We start from the raw sequence: 16,256 nt of genomic DNA on the forward strand, positions 1-16,256 counted from the left end.
TGAGGGTGACAAGCGGCACCTTATCGCAGTTGGAAGTCATCGGGTGCGTGAGGAAGGGCTGTTAGCCCTATATGGGAAATGGCTTACAAGATAAAACAAATCGGGCTACGAAACAGGCGCAGTTAACACAATGTCAAAACGGGATTGGTAACTATTCATTTATTTTTATTCGTGGTGTTTAACTTGCCAACCGTATGTGTAGGAAGTTTCCCACAATGCACGGTGCAGCTCCGGGCTATGCCCAGGCTGCACCGGCAGGGCTCAGGTCGGGCTGGAGCGCCCGGTCATTTCCCGGGCCATTTCGCTGGCATAGCTGTCGGTCATCCCGGCGATGAAGTCGATCATGCGCAGGAAGGCGTTGTGTAGCGAGCCATGCGGGTCAGGGGCGTTGTTGCCGATCAGGTCCAGTACCCGGCGGCTCTTGAACGACGGCGTGCGCCCTCCGTGCTGTTCGAGCGCAGCACCACAGAAGGTGTTCAGCAGAATCTCCAGGGTGGTGTAGGCGCCGATCTCGTGAAGGGTCTTGCGTTTGTCCTGGAAGATCTTGTTGCGTGCCATGTCCTTGGCCTGCAGCACGCAGCGTTTGGCCGGGCCATGCATATGTTCGACCAGGTCGCCTGCCAACTGCCCGGCCAGCAATGCCTGCTGCTGCTCGACGAAGGCGCGGGCAGCGGCGTTGGTCAGGTGCTCGATGGCTTTGCCGCGCAGGATTGCCAGCTTGCGCCGGCGGGATTCGCCAGGGCCGAGCTGGCGATAGGTTTCCGGCAGGTCATCGCCGACCAGGTCAAGCAGCAGTGCTTCGACTTCGGCGTATTGCAGCAGCTCCATTTCCAGACCGTCTTCCAGGTCGATCAGCGCGTAGCAGATATCGTCGGCGGCCTCCATCAGGTAAACCAGCGGGTGGCGTGCCCAGCGCTGGTGTTCAAGTTGTGGCAGGCCTAGCTTGCGTGCGATCTGCTCGAGCAGCGGCAGCTCGCTCTGGTAACTGCCGAACTTGTGCTTCTTGTAGCCCAGGGCGTCGGCGTGGCGTGCGCTCCACGGGTACTTCAGGTAGGTGCCGAGGGTGGCATAGGTCAGGCGGGTTCCGCCGTCAAACTGGTGGTACTCCAGCTGGGTGAGTACACGAAAGCCCTGGGCGTTGCCTTCGAAATTGAGGAAGTCGGCGCGCTCGTCGTCGCTCATGGCGTCCAGCCAGCCACGCCCGGCGGCCTGCTGGAACCAGTGGCGGATGGCATCTTCGCCAGAGTGGCCAAACGGTGGGTTGCCGATGTCGTGGGCCAGGCAGGCCGACTGCACGATCATCCCCAGGTCGCTGGGGGCGCACCAGTCCGGCAGGCTGTCGCGCAGTGTTTCGCCGACGCGCATGCCCAGCGAGCGGCCGACGCAGCTGACTTCCAAGGAGTGTGTCAGGCGGGTGTGGATATGGTCGTTGCTGGAAACCGGGTGCACCTGGGTCTTGCGCCCGAGGCGGCGGAAGGCACCGGAGAAGATGATGCGGTCGTGGTCCTTGTGGAAGGGGCTGCGCCCGAGTTCATCGGCGCTGTACAGGGCTTTGCCCAGGCGTTCGCGGGTGAGCAGGGTATGCCAGTCCAAGGCGCGGTCTCCTGTGGATCGAGGGATATAGCTTCCGGTGTCCGGAAGGACAGCGCAAGGGGTAAGCCCACAGGGACAACACAAGCCCGAAGGTTTGTGCGTTCCTTGTGGGAGCGGGCGTGCCCGCGAACACCGGCGCAGCCGGTGCCAGCCACCGTGTTGGATTCTTCGCGGGCACGCCCGCTCCCACAGAAGCTGCATCGCACTTGCGGATTGAGGTCTCTGCGCGACAGCGCAGCCCAAAGGGCTGGCGCCGTCGACAGAAAACGCTCAGGGGCGGCGGCTGCCTTGCAGGTACAGACGAACTAGCGGCAGCAGGCTGGTGCCCAGGCGCAACAGCCGCGCCAGGTTGCCGCTGCGCACGCCTTTGCCGGTGAGGAAACCCAGCGCCACCACGGCGCCAATTCCCCACAGCGGCGCATGCTTGATGCCCAGGCCGTCGTGCAGCGAGCTGCCCATTCCGCGTACGCGGCGCAGTGGCTCCAGCAACTGCGCGGACTCGTGGCGGATTTCCTGGCGGTGCATTTCCATGCGCAGGCGCAGCAGCGCCTTGCGCAGTTCGCGCGGGTTACGGCTGTTTGGCAGTTCTGGCAGGCTCATGGCAACAGGCGCTCCCGGTCCTTGGCGAGTTCTTCGAGGGTGGCGCCAAAGGGCGACGATTCGTCGAACACCGCTGCTTTCAGGCGCAAGCCGCAGTACAGCGCGGCGATGCCGTAGAACACGCACAGGCCGATGATGCCGGCCAGGCGGTAGCTGTCCCACAGCAGCACCAGCAGTAACCCGGACAGCGCGGTGAGCAGCAGCAGTGCGAATACCAGGGCCAGGCCGGCGAACAGCAGCAGGCTCAAGGTGCGGCCCTTCTGCTCCTGCAACTCGATGCCGAACAGTTCGATATGGCTGTGCAGCAGCCCCAGCGCAGCCGCGCCCAGGCGCTTGCCCGAGGCGCTGGCGCCGTTGGCGTCGTTCTCCATGGGAACCCCTTAGCGCCGGTTGGCCAGCAGGCCGATCAACAGGCCGACACCAGCGGCAATGCCGATTGCCTGCCACGGTTTTTCCTGTACGTACTGCTCGGCGCTGCCCAGTGCTGCCTGGCCGCGTTCACGCACCGAGTCCTGGGTCAGTTGCAGGGTTTCACGGGCCTGGGTCAGGCGGTCGTGGATCTGTTCACGCAACTCGTCCGCCTGGTCACCGGCCAGGTTGGCGGTGTCGGCCAGCAGTTTCTCGGTGTCGCGGACCAGTGCCTGGAAGTCAGCCATCAATATCTCTTGTGCAGTCTTTGCCGATTTGCTGGCCATGGGTGTCTCCCTGTCGATGAGTGTTGGTAGTTCGATTAATAGCACGCGCGGAAGGTTCAAGTGCCGGCGCTGGTATGGGCCTTGCTAAGGCTTTGCCACGTTGCGGGGCGCCCTGGTCGGGTTTTGCGCCGATTCAGGGCGCCAGCGCAGCGGATACCGATAAACCTTAACCCAATCCACGACAAACCCAAGAAAAAACCACGCAGGCTCCGCCCGGCTCACCGAAACAGGGCAGGGGGCTGGCACCGATTCGGTGCAGGGATGCAGGTTCTTGAACTGTCCTGGTGCCTTTTTCAGCAGGTCTGCCTATTTCATGGAAAACATGCACAGCGCGATGGACTCCCTGGTCCACGGTTCCAACACCCTGTTCATTCTCATGGGCGCCATTCTGGTGCTGGCCATGCATGCCGGCTTCGCATTTCTCGAAGTGGGCACGGTGCGCTACAAGAACCAGGTCAACGCCTTGTCGAAGATCCTCAGCGACTTCGCCATCTCGGCGTTAGTGTACTTCTTCATCGGCTACTGGATCGCCTATGGGGTCAGCTTCTTCCAGCCCGCGGCGGCGCTGGCGGCAGACCATGGCTATGCGCTGGTCAAGTGCTTCTTCCTGCTGACTTTCGCCGCGGCCATCCCTGCGATCATCTCCGGGGGCATCGCCGAGCGGGCGCGCTTCGTGCCGCAACTGTGTGCCACGGCGTTGATCGTGGCGTTCATCTACCCGTTCTTCGAGGGTGTGGTCTGGAACGGCAACCTTGGCGTACAGGCCTGGTTGCAGGCACGCTTCGGCGCGCCGTTCCATGACTTTGCCGGTTCGGTGGTGGTGCATGCCATGGGTGGCTGGCTGGCGCTGGCGGCAGTGCTGCTGCTAGGTGCGCGCCGTGGGCGCTACCGCGATGGCCGGCTGGTGGCGTTTGCGCCGTCGAGCATTCCCTTCCTGGCACTGGGGTCGTGGATCCTGATCATCGGCTGGTTCGGCTTCAACGTCATGAGTGCCCAGACCCTGCAGGGCGTCAGTGGCCTGGTGGCGATCAATTCGCTGATGGCCATGGTCGGTGGCACCCTGTCGGCGTTGCTGGCCGGGCGTAACGACCCGGGCTTCCTGCATAACGGGCCGCTGGCCGGGCTGGTGGCAGTGTGTGCCGGCTCTGACCTGATGCACCCGATCGGTGCGCTGGCAACCGGCCTGGTGGCCGGTGCGCTGTTTGTCTGGACGTTCACCGCGGCACAGAACCGCTGGAAGATCGACGATGTGCTGGGTGTCTGGCCGTTGCATGGCCTGTGCGGTGTATGGGGTGGCATTGCTTGCGGCGTGTTTGGCCAGGCGGCCCTGGGCGGCATGGGGGGTGTCAGCCTGCTCAGCCAGTTGCTCGGCAGCCTGCTGGGCGTGCTGGTGGCGTTGGCCGGTGGTTTCGCCGTCTACGGCACGATCCGCGCGTTGCATGGCCTGCGCTTGAGCCATGAGCAGGAGTTCCAGGGGGCGGACCTGTCACTGCACCGGATCGGCGCCACCAGCCAGGATTGAGCCAGGTCAGGTGCACGCTGGGCAGGACGGACCTAGAATAGGCTTTCCCCCTGCCAAACCGGACTTGCCCCATGCTGCCTGAATGCCAACTGTTCGGCACCCTCGGCTGCCACCTGTGCGAAGTGGCCGAGGCCGTGCTGATGCCCTTCGTCGATCATGGCCTGCTGGTGGAACTGGTCGACGTTGCCGAGCACGACGCCCTGTTCGAACGCTATGGCCTGATCATTCCCGTGCTGCGCCGCTGCGACAATGGCGCCGAACTGCACTGGCCGTTCGATGCCGATCAGGTTGCGGCGTTTCTCGCGCAGTAATGGCTCCAGAGGAGCTGCAACCCTGCTCCAGGGTGATGAATGCGAGCGGATGATCCGCTGCCACATTCACTCATCAGGAGCCTCGCCATGTTGATCAGCCCGCATTTCACGCTTGATGAAATGATCGTTTCGCAGTTCGCTGCCAGGGACGGACTCGATAACACACCACCGCCTGAAGCCAGGGCCAACCTGCAACTGCTGTGTTGTGCGCTGGAACAGGTGCGCGCACTGTTCGATGCGCCAATCATCGTCAGCAGCGGTTACCGCAGTGAGCAGGTCAACCGGGTGATTGGCGGTGCCTCGAACAGCCAGCATATCCAGGGGTTGGCTGCAGACTTCACGGTGATCGAAGTCAGCCCGCGGGAAACCGTGCGGCGGATCAGCGAAAGTGCCGTGCCCTTCGATCAACTCATCCTGGAATTCGACAGGTGGGTGCACCTGTCGGTAACGCGCGGCACTCCGCGGCGACAGGTGTTGAGCATTCGCAAAGGCAGCGGCTACCTGCCGGGGCTCCAGTGAAGCGCATTGACGGCAGCAAGGGGATGTTCGTATGCTGTATATAAATACAGTATCAGGGTGAAGCCATGCTCAATGTCGAGCAACTCAAGTACAGCGTCAACCGCATGCCCGTCGAGCGGGTGGCCGACGCGGTCCTGGAACTGCGCCTCGAAGGCCTGGTGACCGACGAGCGCACGCCGTTTGGCAAGGTCCACTTCAATACCTGTTTCGCCGAGATCGAGGCCTTGTTCCAGCGTGCCGGCTACCATCGCGGGCTGGATGTGGTGGGTTACCAGGGGTTGCTGTATGCGCTCTACGACCCGGGCCGCTGGGAGCCCGTGCAGGTTCTGCGCTGGCTCAAGGAGCGCAGCGAGGCGATGGCCCAGGCTGGTTGAGGGCGCGGGCTTGGGGGATAATGCGCGGCCGTGAACGTTTCGAGCCCTGCCATGACCACGCCTTTCGACCCCGCCCGCCAGCAAGCCAGCACGGTGTGCCTGCCTCCCGGTAACTGGGCGACGGTGCTCGACTGCCTGTGTGACCATTTCAAGGCCATTGATCGGGCCCAATGGCTCGACCGCTTTGCCCGTGGCCGGGTGCTGGATGCCGAGGGGCGGGCGGTGTCGGCCGAACTGCCCTACAAGCGCGGCATGCGTTTGCACTATTTCCGCGAAGTGCCGAACGAGCGGCCGATCCCGGTGCAGGAGGTGGTGCTGCATGTGGATGAGCACCTGGTGGTGGCCGACAAACCGCATTTCCTGCCAGTGACGCCGACCGGTGAATACGTCGAGCAGACCTTGCTTCGCCGCCTGATCCGCCGCCTGGGCAACCCGCACCTAGTGCCGTTGCACCGTATCGACCGGCATACCGCCGGGCTTGTGCTGTTTTCCGCCAACCCGCAGAGCCGCAGTGCCTACCAGCGGCTGTTCCCCGAGCGACGCATAGACAAGCGCTACCAGGCCATTGCCGCGGCCATGCCGCAGCATGCATTTCCGCTGGTGCACAAAAGCCGCCTGGTGCATGGCGAGCCGTTTTTTCGTATGCATGAGGTAGAGGGCGAGGCCAACAGCGAAACCTTGGCCGAAGTGCTGGAAAAGCACGGCGAGCTGTGGCGTTACGGGCTGTCGCCGGTGACTGGCAAGACCCACCAGTTGCGCGTGCACATGGCGGCGTTAGGGGCGGGGATCTGCAACGACCCGTTCTATCCGCAGTTGGTCAATGAAGAGGATGACTACCAGCGGCCGCTGAAGTTGCTGGCGCAGAGCCTGCGCTTTGCAGACCCGCTGAGCGGGGAAGAGCGCTATTTCGAGAGCGGCTTGCAGCTGGATTGGTAATGCAAGCTCAAGCCTGCGCTGCCTTGCTCAACCCCTGACAAACCTGCGCAATCCTTGTGGGGGCGGGCGTGCCCGCGAAGCCGGCGACTCGGGGCATGGCACCGGCTTCGCCGGTGTTCGCGGGCACGCCCGCTCCCACAGGGATAGCGTGTGCCTTGAGCATGCGCTATCCCTTTAGGTGGCAAGCTGGATTTTAACGGTTGAACCGCTCCACCAGCGAGTACTGGGTACCCGCCGTGCTGGTCAGCTCTTCGCTGAGCAGTGCCGAGTGCTGTGCCTGTTCGGCAGTCTGGTCGGCCAGTTCGGCAATGGTACTGATGTTACGGCTGATTTCGTCAGCCACTGCAGTCTGCTCCTCGGTTGCCGCGGCAATCTGGGTGGCCATGTCGGTAATGTTGGCCACCGCTTCGCTGATGCCCACCAGCGCCTCGTCGGCCTGCATCACACGGTCGACGCCTTCCTGCGCCTGTCGATGGCCGGCTTCCATGGTCAGCACGGCATTGCTGGCGGTTTGTTGCAGCTTGGCGATCAGCCCGTGGATCTGCCCGGTGGATTCGGCAGTGCGCTGGGCCAGCTGGCGCACTTCGTCGGCCACCACGGCAAAGCCGCGGCCCATTTCACCGGCACGTGCCGCTTCGATGGCCGCGTTAAGCGCCAACAGGTTGGTCTGGTCGGCGATGCCCTTGATCACATCGACCACGCCACCAATCTCGTCGCTGTCCTTGGCCAGTTGCGTCACTGTCTGACCGGTCTCGCCCACCGCCGCCGACAGGCGTTCGATGGCGTCGCGGGTTTCACCGGCAATCTGCCGGCCCTGGCTGGTCAGGCGGTTGGCTTCCTGGGTGGCATCGGCGGTGCGCTGCACATGGTTGGCCACTTCCTGGGTGGTGGCGGCCATCTGGTTGACCGCAGCGGCGACCTGCTCGGTCTCTACTCGCTGACGTTCCAGGCCCGAAGAGCTCTTGTGCGCCAGGGCGTCGGACTGACGCGCCTGTTCGCTCAGGTGTTCGGCGCTGTCCTGCAGGCGGGTCAGGCAGGTTTTCATGCGCGCGTCCTGGCTGAGCATGGCCATTTCCAGGCGCGCCTGCACGCCACGGCTGTCGGTGTACATTTGCGCGATCAGCGGGTCGGAGGTGGTCTGTTCGGCCAGGCGCAGCAGGCGCTTGAGACCGCGCTGCTGCCAGCCCAGGCCCAGCAGGCCCAGCGGTACGGAAAGCCCGGCGGCCAGGGCGAAGCCCCAGGAATGGCCCAGCCAGTTGCCGATCAGGAAGCCTACCTGGCTGATCAGGATGAACGGCAGCCAGTCCTGCAATACCGGCAGCCACTTGTCCCGACGGGGTACCGGCGGCTTGCCCTGGTTGATGCGCTGGTACAGTGCCTCGGCGCGGCGGACCTGCTCGGCGGTAGGCTTGACCCGCACCGATTCGAAACCGACTACCTGATTGTTGTCGAAGATCGGCGTGACATAGGCGTTGACCCAGTAGTGGTCGCCGGACTTGCAGCGGTTCTTGACGATGCCCATCCACGGCTGGCCCTGCTTGAGCGTTTGCCACATGTGGGCAAACACCGCTGGCGGCACGTCGGGGTGGCGCACCAGGTTGTGCGGCGCGCCGGTCAGCTCCTCGCGGGTGAAACCACTGATCTCGATGAAGGCATCGTTGCAGTAAGTGATCACACCTTTGGCATTGGTGGTGGAGATCAACCGCTGCTGGGCAGGGAAAGTCCGTTCTCTCTGGGTAATCGGCTGGTTGTTACGCATGGGTTGATAGTCCGCAGGGCTTTCGACTGGTATCGGCAAGCCGCTGGTTTTATTGAATGAATAATTAATGTGCTTGATCTGTGGCAATAAGCCACCATCTTGTCTGGGGTAACCAGCGAGCACGTTCAAGCAAGTTAGCGTCATTATTGAGTTTTTACTGCTGTTTCATGACGGATAAGTCGAATGATGACCGATTGGCTAGCCAAGAGCCAGCATCGGATAGCTGAACAGGGTGAAGTGCACCAGGTTCAGGGCGAAATGGCAGAGTACCGCTGCCGCCACGCCGCCCCAGCGGTACGCCAGGCCGTAGCCGATACCGGCAAGGGTGGCCAGGTACACCCATTGCCAGCCGGCCCCCAGGTGGGCCAGGCCGAACAGCAGGGCGGCGGCGAACAATGCCAACCCTTGGTGGCGCAACAGCTGTTGCAGGCCGGCCTGGATGTAACCGCGGAACAACAGTTCTTCGGTCAGGCTTACCAGCAGCAGGTTGTTCAGCAGCCAGAGCCAGGCCTGGTCGGGCCATTTCGGGGCCAAGGCCAGCATGCCCAGTGCCCAGGCACCGCCCAGGCAGGCAAGCAGGGTGAGGGGCAGGGCGTACAGCAGGCTCGTCGCCAGGCCCTGGCTGCGCCACAGGATCAGCCAAGGGCAGGCCAGCAGCAGCCAGGCGCCGATCAGCGGTTTATCCAGGTTCAGGTACATCGTGCAAGGGCAGGGCGCCGGGGCTGAGGACGATGCCGTCGATGACCTTGGCGGCGTTGAAGCCGGGCAGCCGGTGCAATGCCAGGGCGATGGCCAAAAGGATGAACAGCGTGTGGCCGAGGGCTTGTTGCCAGCGCTGGGGGCGGCGAGCAAGCAGGGCGCTGGCAAGCAGGGCGAGAAAGGTGGGCAGGGTGGTGATGCCGAGGTGGCCGTGGCTCAGGGCGAGGGTGTAGCCGAGCGCCAGGAGGAAAAGTGCGATCAGGTGGAAGCGAGGCACAAGTGGTCCTTCTGATTGAACGATGTTGGGTCCGCTGCGCGGCCCATCGCCGGCAAGCCAGCTCCCACAGGTAAAGTACAGACCTCAGGCTTGTGTTATCCCTGTGGGAGCTGGCTTGCCGGTGATGGGCTGCACAGCAGCCCCAAGCATACCCGGCTCAGCCCGCAATCAGTTGGCGCAACACATAATGCAATATCCCCCCTGCCTTGAAATATTCCACTTCATTCAGGGTATCGATCCGGCACAACACTTCGATCTGCTCCTGCTGCCCATCTTCGCGGGTGATGCGCAAGGGCAGGCTCATGCCCGGGCGGATCTGTGCACCGTTCAAGCCCAGCACATCGATCCGTTCCTTGCCGGTCAGCCCCAGTTGCTTGCGGTTGTGCCCGGCCTTGAACTGCAGCGGCAGCACGCCCATGCCCACCAGGTTGGAGCGGTGAATGCGCTCGAAGCTTTCTGCCAGCACCGCCTTGACCCCCAGCAGGTTGGTGCCCTTGGCCGCCCAGTCACGGCTCGAACCGGTGCCGTATTCCTGGCCTGCAATCACCACCAGTGAAGTGCCTTGCTGCTGGTAGCGCATGGCCGCGTCATAGATCGACAGCTTTTCGCCACTGGGCACGTGCAGGGTATTGCCGCCTTCTTCGCCCGCCAGCATTTCGTTGCGGATGCGGATGTTGGCGAAGGTGCCGCGCATCATCACTTCATGGTTGCCACGCCGCGATCCGTAGGAGTTGAAGTCGCGGGGCTCCACGCCCTGCTCACGCAGGTAGCGCCCGGCCGGGCTGTCGGCCTTGATGTTGCCGGCCGGGGAAATGTGGTCGGTGGTCACCGAGTCACCCAACAGCGCCAGGATCCGCGCACCCTGGATGTCGGTGATTTGCGGGGGTGGTCCGCCGATGTCGTCGAAGAAGGGTGGATGCTGGATATAGGTGGAGTCGGCCTGCCACACATAGGTGGCCGCCTGCGGTACCTCGATGGCCTGCCACTGTGCATCGCCGGCGAACACTTCGGCGTATTCCTTGTGGAACATCGCCGTGTCGACCTTGGCGACGGCAGCGGCAATTTCCTGCTGGCTGGGCCAGATGTCGCGCAGGTAGACCGGCTGGCCATCCTTGCCGGTACCCAGCGGGTCGCGGGTCAGGTCCAGGCGTACGCTGCCGGCCAGGGCATAGGCCACCACCAACGGCGGCGAGGCCAGCCAGTTGGTCTTGACCAGCGGGTGCACGCGGCCTTCGAAGTTGCGGTTGCCCGACAGCACCGAGGCCACGGTAAGGTCGGCGCTGGTAATGGCTTTCTCGATCGCTTCATCCAGCGGGCCCGAGTTGCCGATGCAGGTTGTGCAGCCATAGCCGACCAGATCGAACCCCAATTGGTCCAGATAGGTGGTGAGCCCGGCGGCCTTGAAGTAGTCGGTGACCACCTTGGAGCCCGGTGCCAGCGAACTCTTGACCCAGGGTTTGCGTTGCAGACCTTTTTCCAGGGCCTTTTTCGCCACCAGCCCGGCGGCCATCATCACGCTGGGGTTGGAGGTGTTGGTGCACGAGGTGATCGCGGCAATCACCACGGCGCCATCGCGCAGGGTGTGGGTCTGGCCTTGATGGCTGTAGTCGGTCTCCCCGGCCTGGTCGGCGTTGCCCACCGCTACGCCGCCGCCACCTTCGCTTTCCAGGCGGCCGACCTCCTTGGCCAGCGGTTTGGGCTGCAGTTCGATGAAGTGGTCAAAGGCCTGGCTGACCTGGCCCAGGGCCACGCGGTCCTGCGGTCGCTTGGGCCCGGCCAGGCTGGCCTCGACCTCTTGCATGTCCAGCGCCAGGCTGTCGCTGAACAGTGGTTCCTGGCCCGGTAAGCGCCACAGGCCCTGGGCTTTGCAGTACTGCTCGACCAGTTGCACGGTCGCTTCGGGGCGGCCTGACAGGCGCAGGTAGTCCAGGGTCACCTGGTCGACCGGGAAAAATCCGCAGGTGGCGCCGTATTCCGGGGCCATGTTGGCGATGGTCGCACGGTCGGCCAAAGGCAGCTCGGCCAGGCCATCACCATAGAACTCGACGAACTTGCCCACCACGCCCTTCTTGCGCAGCATCTGCGTCACCGTCAGCACCAGGTCGGTGGCGGTGATGCCTTCACGCAGCTTGCCGGTCAGCTTGAAACCGATCACTTCGGGAATCAGCATGGACACCGGCTGGCCGAGCATGGCCGCCTCCGCTTCGATGCCACCGACACCCCAGCCGAGTACGCCCAGGCCGTTGATCATGGTGGTGTGCGAGTCGGTACCGACCAAGGTGTCGGGGAAGGCGTAGGTGCGACCATCGGCCTCACGCGTCCAGACGGTGCGGCCGAGGTATTCCAGGTTGACCTGGTGGCAGATGCCGGTGCCCGGCGGTACCACGCGGAAGTTGTCGAAGGCGTTCTGGCCCCAGCGCAGGAAGGCATAGCGCTCGCCGTTACGCTGCATTTCGATGTCGACGTTTTCGCTGAAAGCCTGCGGCGTGCCATAGCGGTCGACCATCACCGAATGGTCTATCACCAGGTCCACCGGGGACAGCGGGTTGATCCGCTGCGGGTCGCCGCCGGCCTTGGCCATGGCTGCGCGCATGGCGGCCAGGTCGACCACGGCCGGCACGCCGGTGAAGTCCTGCATCAGTACCCGCGCCGGGCGGTACTGGATCTCGCGGTCGGAGCGCCGCTCGCCCAGCCAATGGGCGAGGGCACGCAGGTCGTCGCCGGTGACAGTCTTGCCGTCCTCCCAGCGCAGCAGGTTTTCCAGCAGCACCTTCAGCGACATGGGCAGGCGCTGCAGGTCGCCCAGATGGCGGGCGGCCTCGGTGAGGCTGAAGTAGTGGTAGGTCTGGTCGCCGACCTTGAGTGATCTGAGGGTGTTCAGGCTATCGAGCGAGGGCATTGCCAACTCCTTCTGCGCCGGTGCCTGGCAAGCTTTGCCCGGGGCACCGCTCTGTATCGATCCGCACGGCACGGACCTGGCTGAAAGGTCAGGTTAGACCGCTTTGCGCCACCTGACCCTTTTCTGGACCGGCGGGACGTGTCGCAGGTTCCGATCTTCCTTTATCATCGCCGCCCTGCCGGCGCCTGTGGCGCGCCAGCCGTAGTGGAGTGAGAGATGAATACCCTGTTCATGCATTGCCGGCCCGGTTTCGAGGGTGAGGTGTGCGCCGAAATCAGCGAACATGCCGCCCGCCTGGGTGTTGCCGGCTATGCCAAAGGCAAGCCGCAAAGTGCCAGTGCCGAGTTTGTCTGTAGCGAGGAGGGCGGTGCCGAGCGCTTGATGGGGGAACTGCGTTTCAACCAGCTGATTTTCCCGCGGCAGTGGGCCCGTGGCGGTTATGTCGAACTGCCGGAAAGCGACCGAATCAGTGTGCTGCTGGCGCACCTGGCCGACTTCCCGCTGTTCGGCAGCCTGTGGCTGGAAGTGCTGGACAGCAACGAAGGCAAGGAACTGTCCACGTTCTGCCGCAAGTTCGAGGTGCCGCTGCGCAAGGCTTTGGAAAAGGCCGGCCGCCTGGTTGACGACGCCAGCCGCCCACGCTTGCTGCTCACCTTCATCAGCGGCCGTCGGGTATTTGCCGGCGTTGCCCCGGCCAACAACAGTGCGCTGTGGCCCATGGGCATCCCGCGCCTGAAATTCCCCCGCGAGGCACCCAGCCGCTCGACCCTCAAGCTGGAAGAGGCCTGGCACCAGTTCATCCCGCGCGAACAGTGGGAGCAGCGCCTGGGGTGATGACATGACTGGCGTCGACCTGGGGGCTTCGCCGGGTGGCTGGACCTACCAGCTGGTGCGCCGGGGTATGCTGGTGACTGCCATCGACAACGGGCCGATGGCCGAAAGCCTGATGGACACCGGGTTGGTCCAGCACCTGATGGCCGATGGTTTCACCTGGCAACCGAAACAGCCTGTGGACTGGATGGTGTGTGACATCGTCGAGAAACCGGCGCGTACCACTTCGCTGATCGAGACCTGGCTGGGCGAGGGGTTGTGCCGTGAGGCGGTGGTCAACCTGAAACTGCCGATGAAACAGCGCTATGCCGAAGTACGCCGGCTGCTCGACCGAATGGAGGCGACCTTCAAGGCGCGTAAGATCAAGGTGTCGATTGCTTGCAAGCAGCTGTATCACGACCGTGAGGAAGTGACCTGCCATCTGCGTCGGATGGACTTGAAGCCGCGCTGAGCACAGCGCGAATCGGCTTGCTCTTGCTCTTGCTCTTGCTCTTGCTTCGGCTTTTGCTTCTAAGCGCGCGATAGTTCAGGCGCCGCCGATTGCGACTTCAGGAGGCCGAGCGAAGGGACTGCGGAGGGAGGTGACGGGCATGGATGCCCGTCAAGCGCTGAGGCCCCATGGATGGGGCCTGCAGCGCGTACTCCCGGGAGCAGGCCCATTGGTTCCTTTTTGCCACGACAAAAAGGGACCCGCCGTAAGGGCGGAAAGGTGAGTCAGCGCCACCTTTGAAAATGAATGTTGACCTTGTTGTTGATGCCCACGCTTGAAAGCGAAGAGCGAAGAGCGAAGAGCGAAGAGCGAAGAGCGAAGAGCGAAGAGCGAAGAGCGGAAAAGTACTGGTCTTGATATCGCGCATAGTCCATTTACGATGGCGACGCATACTCACCTTTTCGCCCTTACGGCGAGTCACTTTTTGCCAAACGCGGCAAAAAGTAACCAAAAAACGCTGCGCTCCCATCATCCGGCCCCTACGCTACGCTCCGGGGTTCCCTCGCGCCGGTCTTGCTCCCGGGAGTACGCGCTGCAGGCCCCATCCATGGGGCCTCAGCGCTTGACGGGCATCCATGCCCGTCACCTCCCTCCGCAAGACCTCTGCTCGGCCTCCTGAAGTCGCGAAGATCAAGATCAAGATCAAGATCAAGACCAAGATCAAGATCAAGATCAAGATCAAGAGCAAGAGCAAGAGCAAGAGCAAGAGCAAGAGCAAGGCTCGGTGTGTTCGCAGGCGGTGCTTGGAGCACGTCGCGCGATGCGCGACAATAGCGATCATTTGCGGAGCCCCCCATGACCGATTTCACCCCCGACGCCATCCTCGACGCCACCGGCCTGAACTGCCCGGAACCGGTGATGATGCTGCACCAGCACGTGCGTGACCTGGCCGCTGGCGGCCTGCTCAAGGTCATCGCCACCGACCCCTCTACCCGCCGCGATATCCCCAAGTTCTGCAACTTCCTCGGCCACGAACTGCTGCAGCAGCAAGAGGACGCCGGTACCTTCCTGTACTGGATCCGCAAGAAAGCCGACTGAACCGCTCTGGAACACGCCCGGCGTTACGCCTACACTGCGTTCCCCAGACAGGAGAGCGCCATGCTGATAGTTGCCGACGAGAACATCCCGCTGCTCGATGCCTTCTTCCAGGGGTTCGGCGAAATTCGCCGTTACCCGGGCCGAAGCCTCGACGCCGCCAGCGTCAAGGACGCCGACATCCTGCTGGTACGCTCGGTGACCAAGGTCGATCGCCAGTTGCTCGAAGGCAGCCGCGTACGATTTGTCGGCACCTGCACCATCGGCACCGACCACCTCGACCTGGACTACTTTGCCGAGGCCGGTATCCGCTGGAGCAGCGCGCCGGGCTGCAATGCCCGTGGTGTGGTCGATTACGTGCTGGGCAGCCTGCTGACCCTGGCCGAGCTGGATGGCGTGGCACTGCCCGAGCGCGTGTATGGCGTGGTGGGCGCGGGTGAGGTCGGTGGCCGCCTGGTGCGGGTGCTGCACGGCCTGGGGTGGAAGGTACTGGTATGCGACCCGCTGCGCCAGGCCGCCGAGGGCGGCGATTACGTCAGCCTCGAGACCATCCTGCAACAGTGCGATGTGATCAGCCTGCACACCCCCTTGCAGCGTGGCGGCGAGCACCCGACCTGGCACCTGCTGGGCCAGGCGCAGCTGGCGCAGCTGCGCCCGGGTGCGTGGCTGGTCAACGCCAGCCGTGGCCCGGTGGTGGACAACGCCGCCCTGCGCGAACTGCTGCTGAAACGCGAAGACGTGCATGCGGTGCTGGATGTGTGGGAGGGCGAGCCACAGGTCGACTTGCAACTGGCTGACCTGTGCACGCTGGCTTCGCCGCACATTGCCGGCTACAGCCTCGATGGCCGCCAGCGTGGTACGGCGCAGATCTACCAGGCGCTGTGCCGCTTTCTCGGTGTGGATGAACAGGTGCAACTGGCCGACCTGCTGCCGCGACCGCCGCTGGCGCAGATCGAGCTGGATGCCGGCACCGACCCGGCCTGGGCCTTGGCCACCCTGTGCCGCGCGGTGTACGACCCACGCCGCGACGATGCCGATTTCCGTCGTAGCCTCAGCGACGACCCGCAGCAACAGCGTGCAGCGTTCGACCAGTTGCGCAAGCAGTACCCGCCGCGGCGCGAGATCGAGGGGCTGGCGGTGCGCTTGCGCGGGGAGTCACCGCAGTTGGCGCAGTTGGTCAGTGCCTTGGGTGGGGTGTTGGTCTGACAGCCTTTTGAAAGCTGTACCGGCCTCTTCGCGGGCTTGCCTGCTCCCACAGGGCCCCCATAGACCCTGAGGTCAATGGGGGACCTGTGGGAGCGGGCAAGCCCGCGAAGAAGGTTGAGCTGGTCTGTCAGGATTGCCCAAGGCAAATAAAAACCCGGCGCAAGCGCCGGGTTGCAAGAATTCGCCGATCAACCTTTGCGTACGCGCTCGACCCGGCTCTCTTCCAGGGCCTTGCAGGCCTGCTGGATCATCTGCTCGGTGATCGGTACTTCGCGCCCCTGGGCGTCGATGATCGAGCCGCACACCTGAGGTTGTGGGGTGGTCCGGGGCTTCTGGTTGTCGCTGCCATGCTGCAAGCTCATGTATTGTCTCCTCATCAGGTTCAAGCGCAGGATAACCCTGTGCCGTGACTGGCCTGTGACAGTGCCTGCAGGGTCACGGCAGGCACAGTCCAGCAGAAACGGCCGTGAAGCTCCATAGCGTGCTTAGACCGATACGCTATAGCAACCT

At 63.6% G+C, this 16,256-nt stretch carries 14 protein-coding genes and 2 pseudogenes; 8 read left to right on the plus strand and 8 right to left on the minus strand.

Annotation, left to right across the window (positions count from 1 at the left end):
• Nucleotides 1-261: 261 nt before the first annotated feature.
• The 4 genes from QIY50_19020 to QIY50_19035 all read right to left on the minus strand — a co-directional run bounded on the left by QIY50_19020 (nt 262) and on the right by QIY50_19035 (nt 2,888).
• A complete protein-coding gene (locus tag QIY50_19020; protein WGV19441.1) occupies nt 262-1,593 on the minus strand; it encodes a deoxyguanosinetriphosphate triphosphohydrolase in 1,332 nt (443 codons plus the stop codon).
• A gap of 270 nt (nt 1,594-1,863) precedes the next feature.
• Complete coding sequence (locus QIY50_19025; protein ID WGV19442.1) at nt 1,864-2,193, minus strand: hypothetical protein; 330 nt, start codon at nt 2,191-2,193, stop codon at nt 1,864-1,866.
• Nucleotides 2,190-2,564: a phage holin family protein gene (locus QIY50_19030; GenBank protein ID WGV19443.1), complete on the minus strand. Its 375-nt coding sequence runs from the start codon at nt 2,562-2,564 to the stop codon at nt 2,190-2,192. The genes QIY50_19025 and QIY50_19030 overlap by 4 nt, the downstream gene beginning before the upstream one ends.
• Nucleotides 2,565-2,573: 9 nt before the next feature.
• Nucleotides 2,574-2,888 (minus strand): YqjD family protein, encoded by a 315-nt coding sequence (locus QIY50_19035; GenBank protein WGV19444.1) that lies wholly within the window; start codon nt 2,886-2,888, stop codon nt 2,574-2,576.
• Nucleotides 2,889-3,201: 313 nt separating this feature from the next.
• Between QIY50_19035 and QIY50_19040 the strand changes: the two genes are divergently transcribed.
• The 5 genes from QIY50_19040 to QIY50_19060 all read left to right on the plus strand — a co-directional run bounded on the left by QIY50_19040 (nt 3,202) and on the right by QIY50_19060 (nt 6,550).
• Nucleotides 3,202-4,410, plus strand: coding sequence for an ammonium transporter (locus tag QIY50_19040; GenBank protein WGV19445.1), 1,209 nt, complete (start codon nt 3,202-3,204; stop codon nt 4,408-4,410).
• A gap of 71 nt (nt 4,411-4,481) precedes the next feature.
• Entirely contained in the window at nt 4,482-4,721 is a 240-nt protein-coding gene (locus QIY50_19045; GenBank protein WGV19446.1) for a glutaredoxin family protein, read from the plus strand.
• Between the two features lie 87 nt (nt 4,722-4,808).
• Nucleotides 4,809-5,240 (plus strand): D-Ala-D-Ala carboxypeptidase family metallohydrolase, encoded by a 432-nt coding sequence (locus QIY50_19050; protein WGV19447.1) that lies wholly within the window; start codon nt 4,809-4,811, stop codon nt 5,238-5,240.
• A gap of 65 nt (nt 5,241-5,305) precedes the next feature.
• A complete protein-coding gene (locus QIY50_19055) occupies nt 5,306-5,614 on the plus strand; it encodes a transcriptional regulator (GenBank protein ID WGV19448.1) in 309 nt (102 codons plus the stop codon).
• A 51-nt stretch (nt 5,615-5,665) separates the two neighbouring features.
• Nucleotides 5,666-6,550, plus strand: a complete 885-nt coding sequence (locus QIY50_19060) for a pseudouridine synthase (protein WGV19449.1) — start codon at nt 5,666-5,668, stop codon at nt 6,548-6,550.
• Between the two features lie 193 nt (nt 6,551-6,743).
• Here QIY50_19060 and QIY50_19065 read toward each other — a convergent pair whose 3' ends face one another.
• From QIY50_19065 to acnA, 3 genes and pseudogenes are all read right to left on the minus strand, one after another.
• Nucleotides 6,744-8,309, minus strand: a complete 1,566-nt coding sequence (locus QIY50_19065; protein ID WGV19450.1) for a PAS domain-containing methyl-accepting chemotaxis protein — start codon at nt 8,307-8,309, stop codon at nt 6,744-6,746.
• Nucleotides 8,310-8,507: 198 nt separating this feature from the next.
• Nucleotides 8,508-9,285 (minus strand): annotated as a pseudogene (locus QIY50_19070) (CPBP family intramembrane metalloprotease).
• 157 nt (nt 9,286-9,442) lie between these two features.
• Nucleotides 9,443-12,184: an aconitate hydratase AcnA gene (gene acnA, locus QIY50_19075; protein WGV19451.1), complete on the minus strand. Its 2,742-nt coding sequence runs from the start codon at nt 12,182-12,184 to the stop codon at nt 9,443-9,445.
• A 216-nt stretch (nt 12,185-12,400) separates the two neighbouring features.
• On the opposite strand from acnA, the pseudogene rlmM reads away from it, so the two are divergent.
• From rlmM to pdxB, 3 genes and pseudogenes are all read left to right on the plus strand, one after another.
• Nucleotides 12,401-13,466, plus strand: a pseudogene (gene rlmM, locus QIY50_19080) (23S rRNA (cytidine(2498)-2'-O)-methyltransferase RlmM).
• 834 nt (nt 13,467-14,300) lie between these two features.
• Nucleotides 14,301-14,543, plus strand: a complete 243-nt coding sequence (tusA, locus tag QIY50_19085) for a sulfurtransferase TusA (protein WGV19452.1) — start codon at nt 14,301-14,303, stop codon at nt 14,541-14,543.
• A 60-nt stretch (nt 14,544-14,603) separates the two neighbouring features.
• A complete protein-coding gene (pdxB, locus tag QIY50_19090; GenBank protein ID WGV19453.1) occupies nt 14,604-15,746 on the plus strand; it encodes a 4-phosphoerythronate dehydrogenase PdxB in 1,143 nt (380 codons plus the stop codon).
• A gap of 188 nt (nt 15,747-15,934) precedes the next feature.
• Here pdxB and QIY50_19095 read toward each other — a convergent pair whose 3' ends face one another.
• Entirely contained in the window at nt 15,935-16,108 is a 174-nt protein-coding gene (locus QIY50_19095; protein WGV19454.1) for a hypothetical protein, read from the minus strand.
• Between the last annotated feature and the right edge of the window lie 148 nt (nt 16,109-16,256).

The sequence above is a fragment of the Pseudomonas putida genome, assembly GCA_029953615.1.
Classification (GTDB): domain Bacteria; phylum Pseudomonadota; class Gammaproteobacteria; order Pseudomonadales; family Pseudomonadaceae; genus Aquipseudomonas.

Bases quoted from the DNA above. Each gene is read 5' to 3' on its own strand.
- QIY50_19025 (WGV19442.1), bottom strand. From the start codon at position 2,193: ATGAGCCTGCCAGAACTGCCAAACAGCCGTAACCCGCGCGAACTGCGC.
- QIY50_19030 (WGV19443.1), bottom strand. From the start codon at position 2,564: ATGGAGAACGACGCCAACGGCGCCAGCGCCTCGGGCAAGCGCCTGGGC.
- QIY50_19035 (WGV19444.1), bottom strand. From the start codon at position 2,888: ATGGCCAGCAAATCGGCAAAGACTGCACAAGAGATATTGATGGCTGAC.
- QIY50_19040 (WGV19445.1), top strand. From the start codon at position 3,202: ATGGAAAACATGCACAGCGCGATGGACTCCCTGGTCCACGGTTCCAAC.
- QIY50_19045 (WGV19446.1), top strand. From the start codon at position 4,482: ATGCTGCCTGAATGCCAACTGTTCGGCACCCTCGGCTGCCACCTGTGC.
- QIY50_19050 (WGV19447.1), top strand. From the start codon at position 4,809: ATGTTGATCAGCCCGCATTTCACGCTTGATGAAATGATCGTTTCGCAG.
- QIY50_19055 (WGV19448.1), top strand. From the start codon at position 5,306: ATGCTCAATGTCGAGCAACTCAAGTACAGCGTCAACCGCATGCCCGTC.
- QIY50_19060 (WGV19449.1), top strand. From the start codon at position 5,666: ATGACCACGCCTTTCGACCCCGCCCGCCAGCAAGCCAGCACGGTGTGC.
- QIY50_19065 (WGV19450.1), bottom strand. From the start codon at position 8,309: ATGCGTAACAACCAGCCGATTACCCAGAGAGAACGGACTTTCCCTGCC.
- acnA (WGV19451.1), bottom strand. From the start codon at position 12,184: ATGCCCTCGCTCGATAGCCTGAACACCCTCAGATCACTCAAGGTCGGC.
- tusA (WGV19452.1), top strand. From the start codon at position 14,301: ATGACCGATTTCACCCCCGACGCCATCCTCGACGCCACCGGCCTGAAC.
- pdxB (WGV19453.1), top strand. From the start codon at position 14,604: ATGCTGATAGTTGCCGACGAGAACATCCCGCTGCTCGATGCCTTCTTC.
- QIY50_19095 (WGV19454.1), bottom strand. From the start codon at position 16,108: ATGAGCTTGCAGCATGGCAGCGACAACCAGAAGCCCCGGACCACCCCA.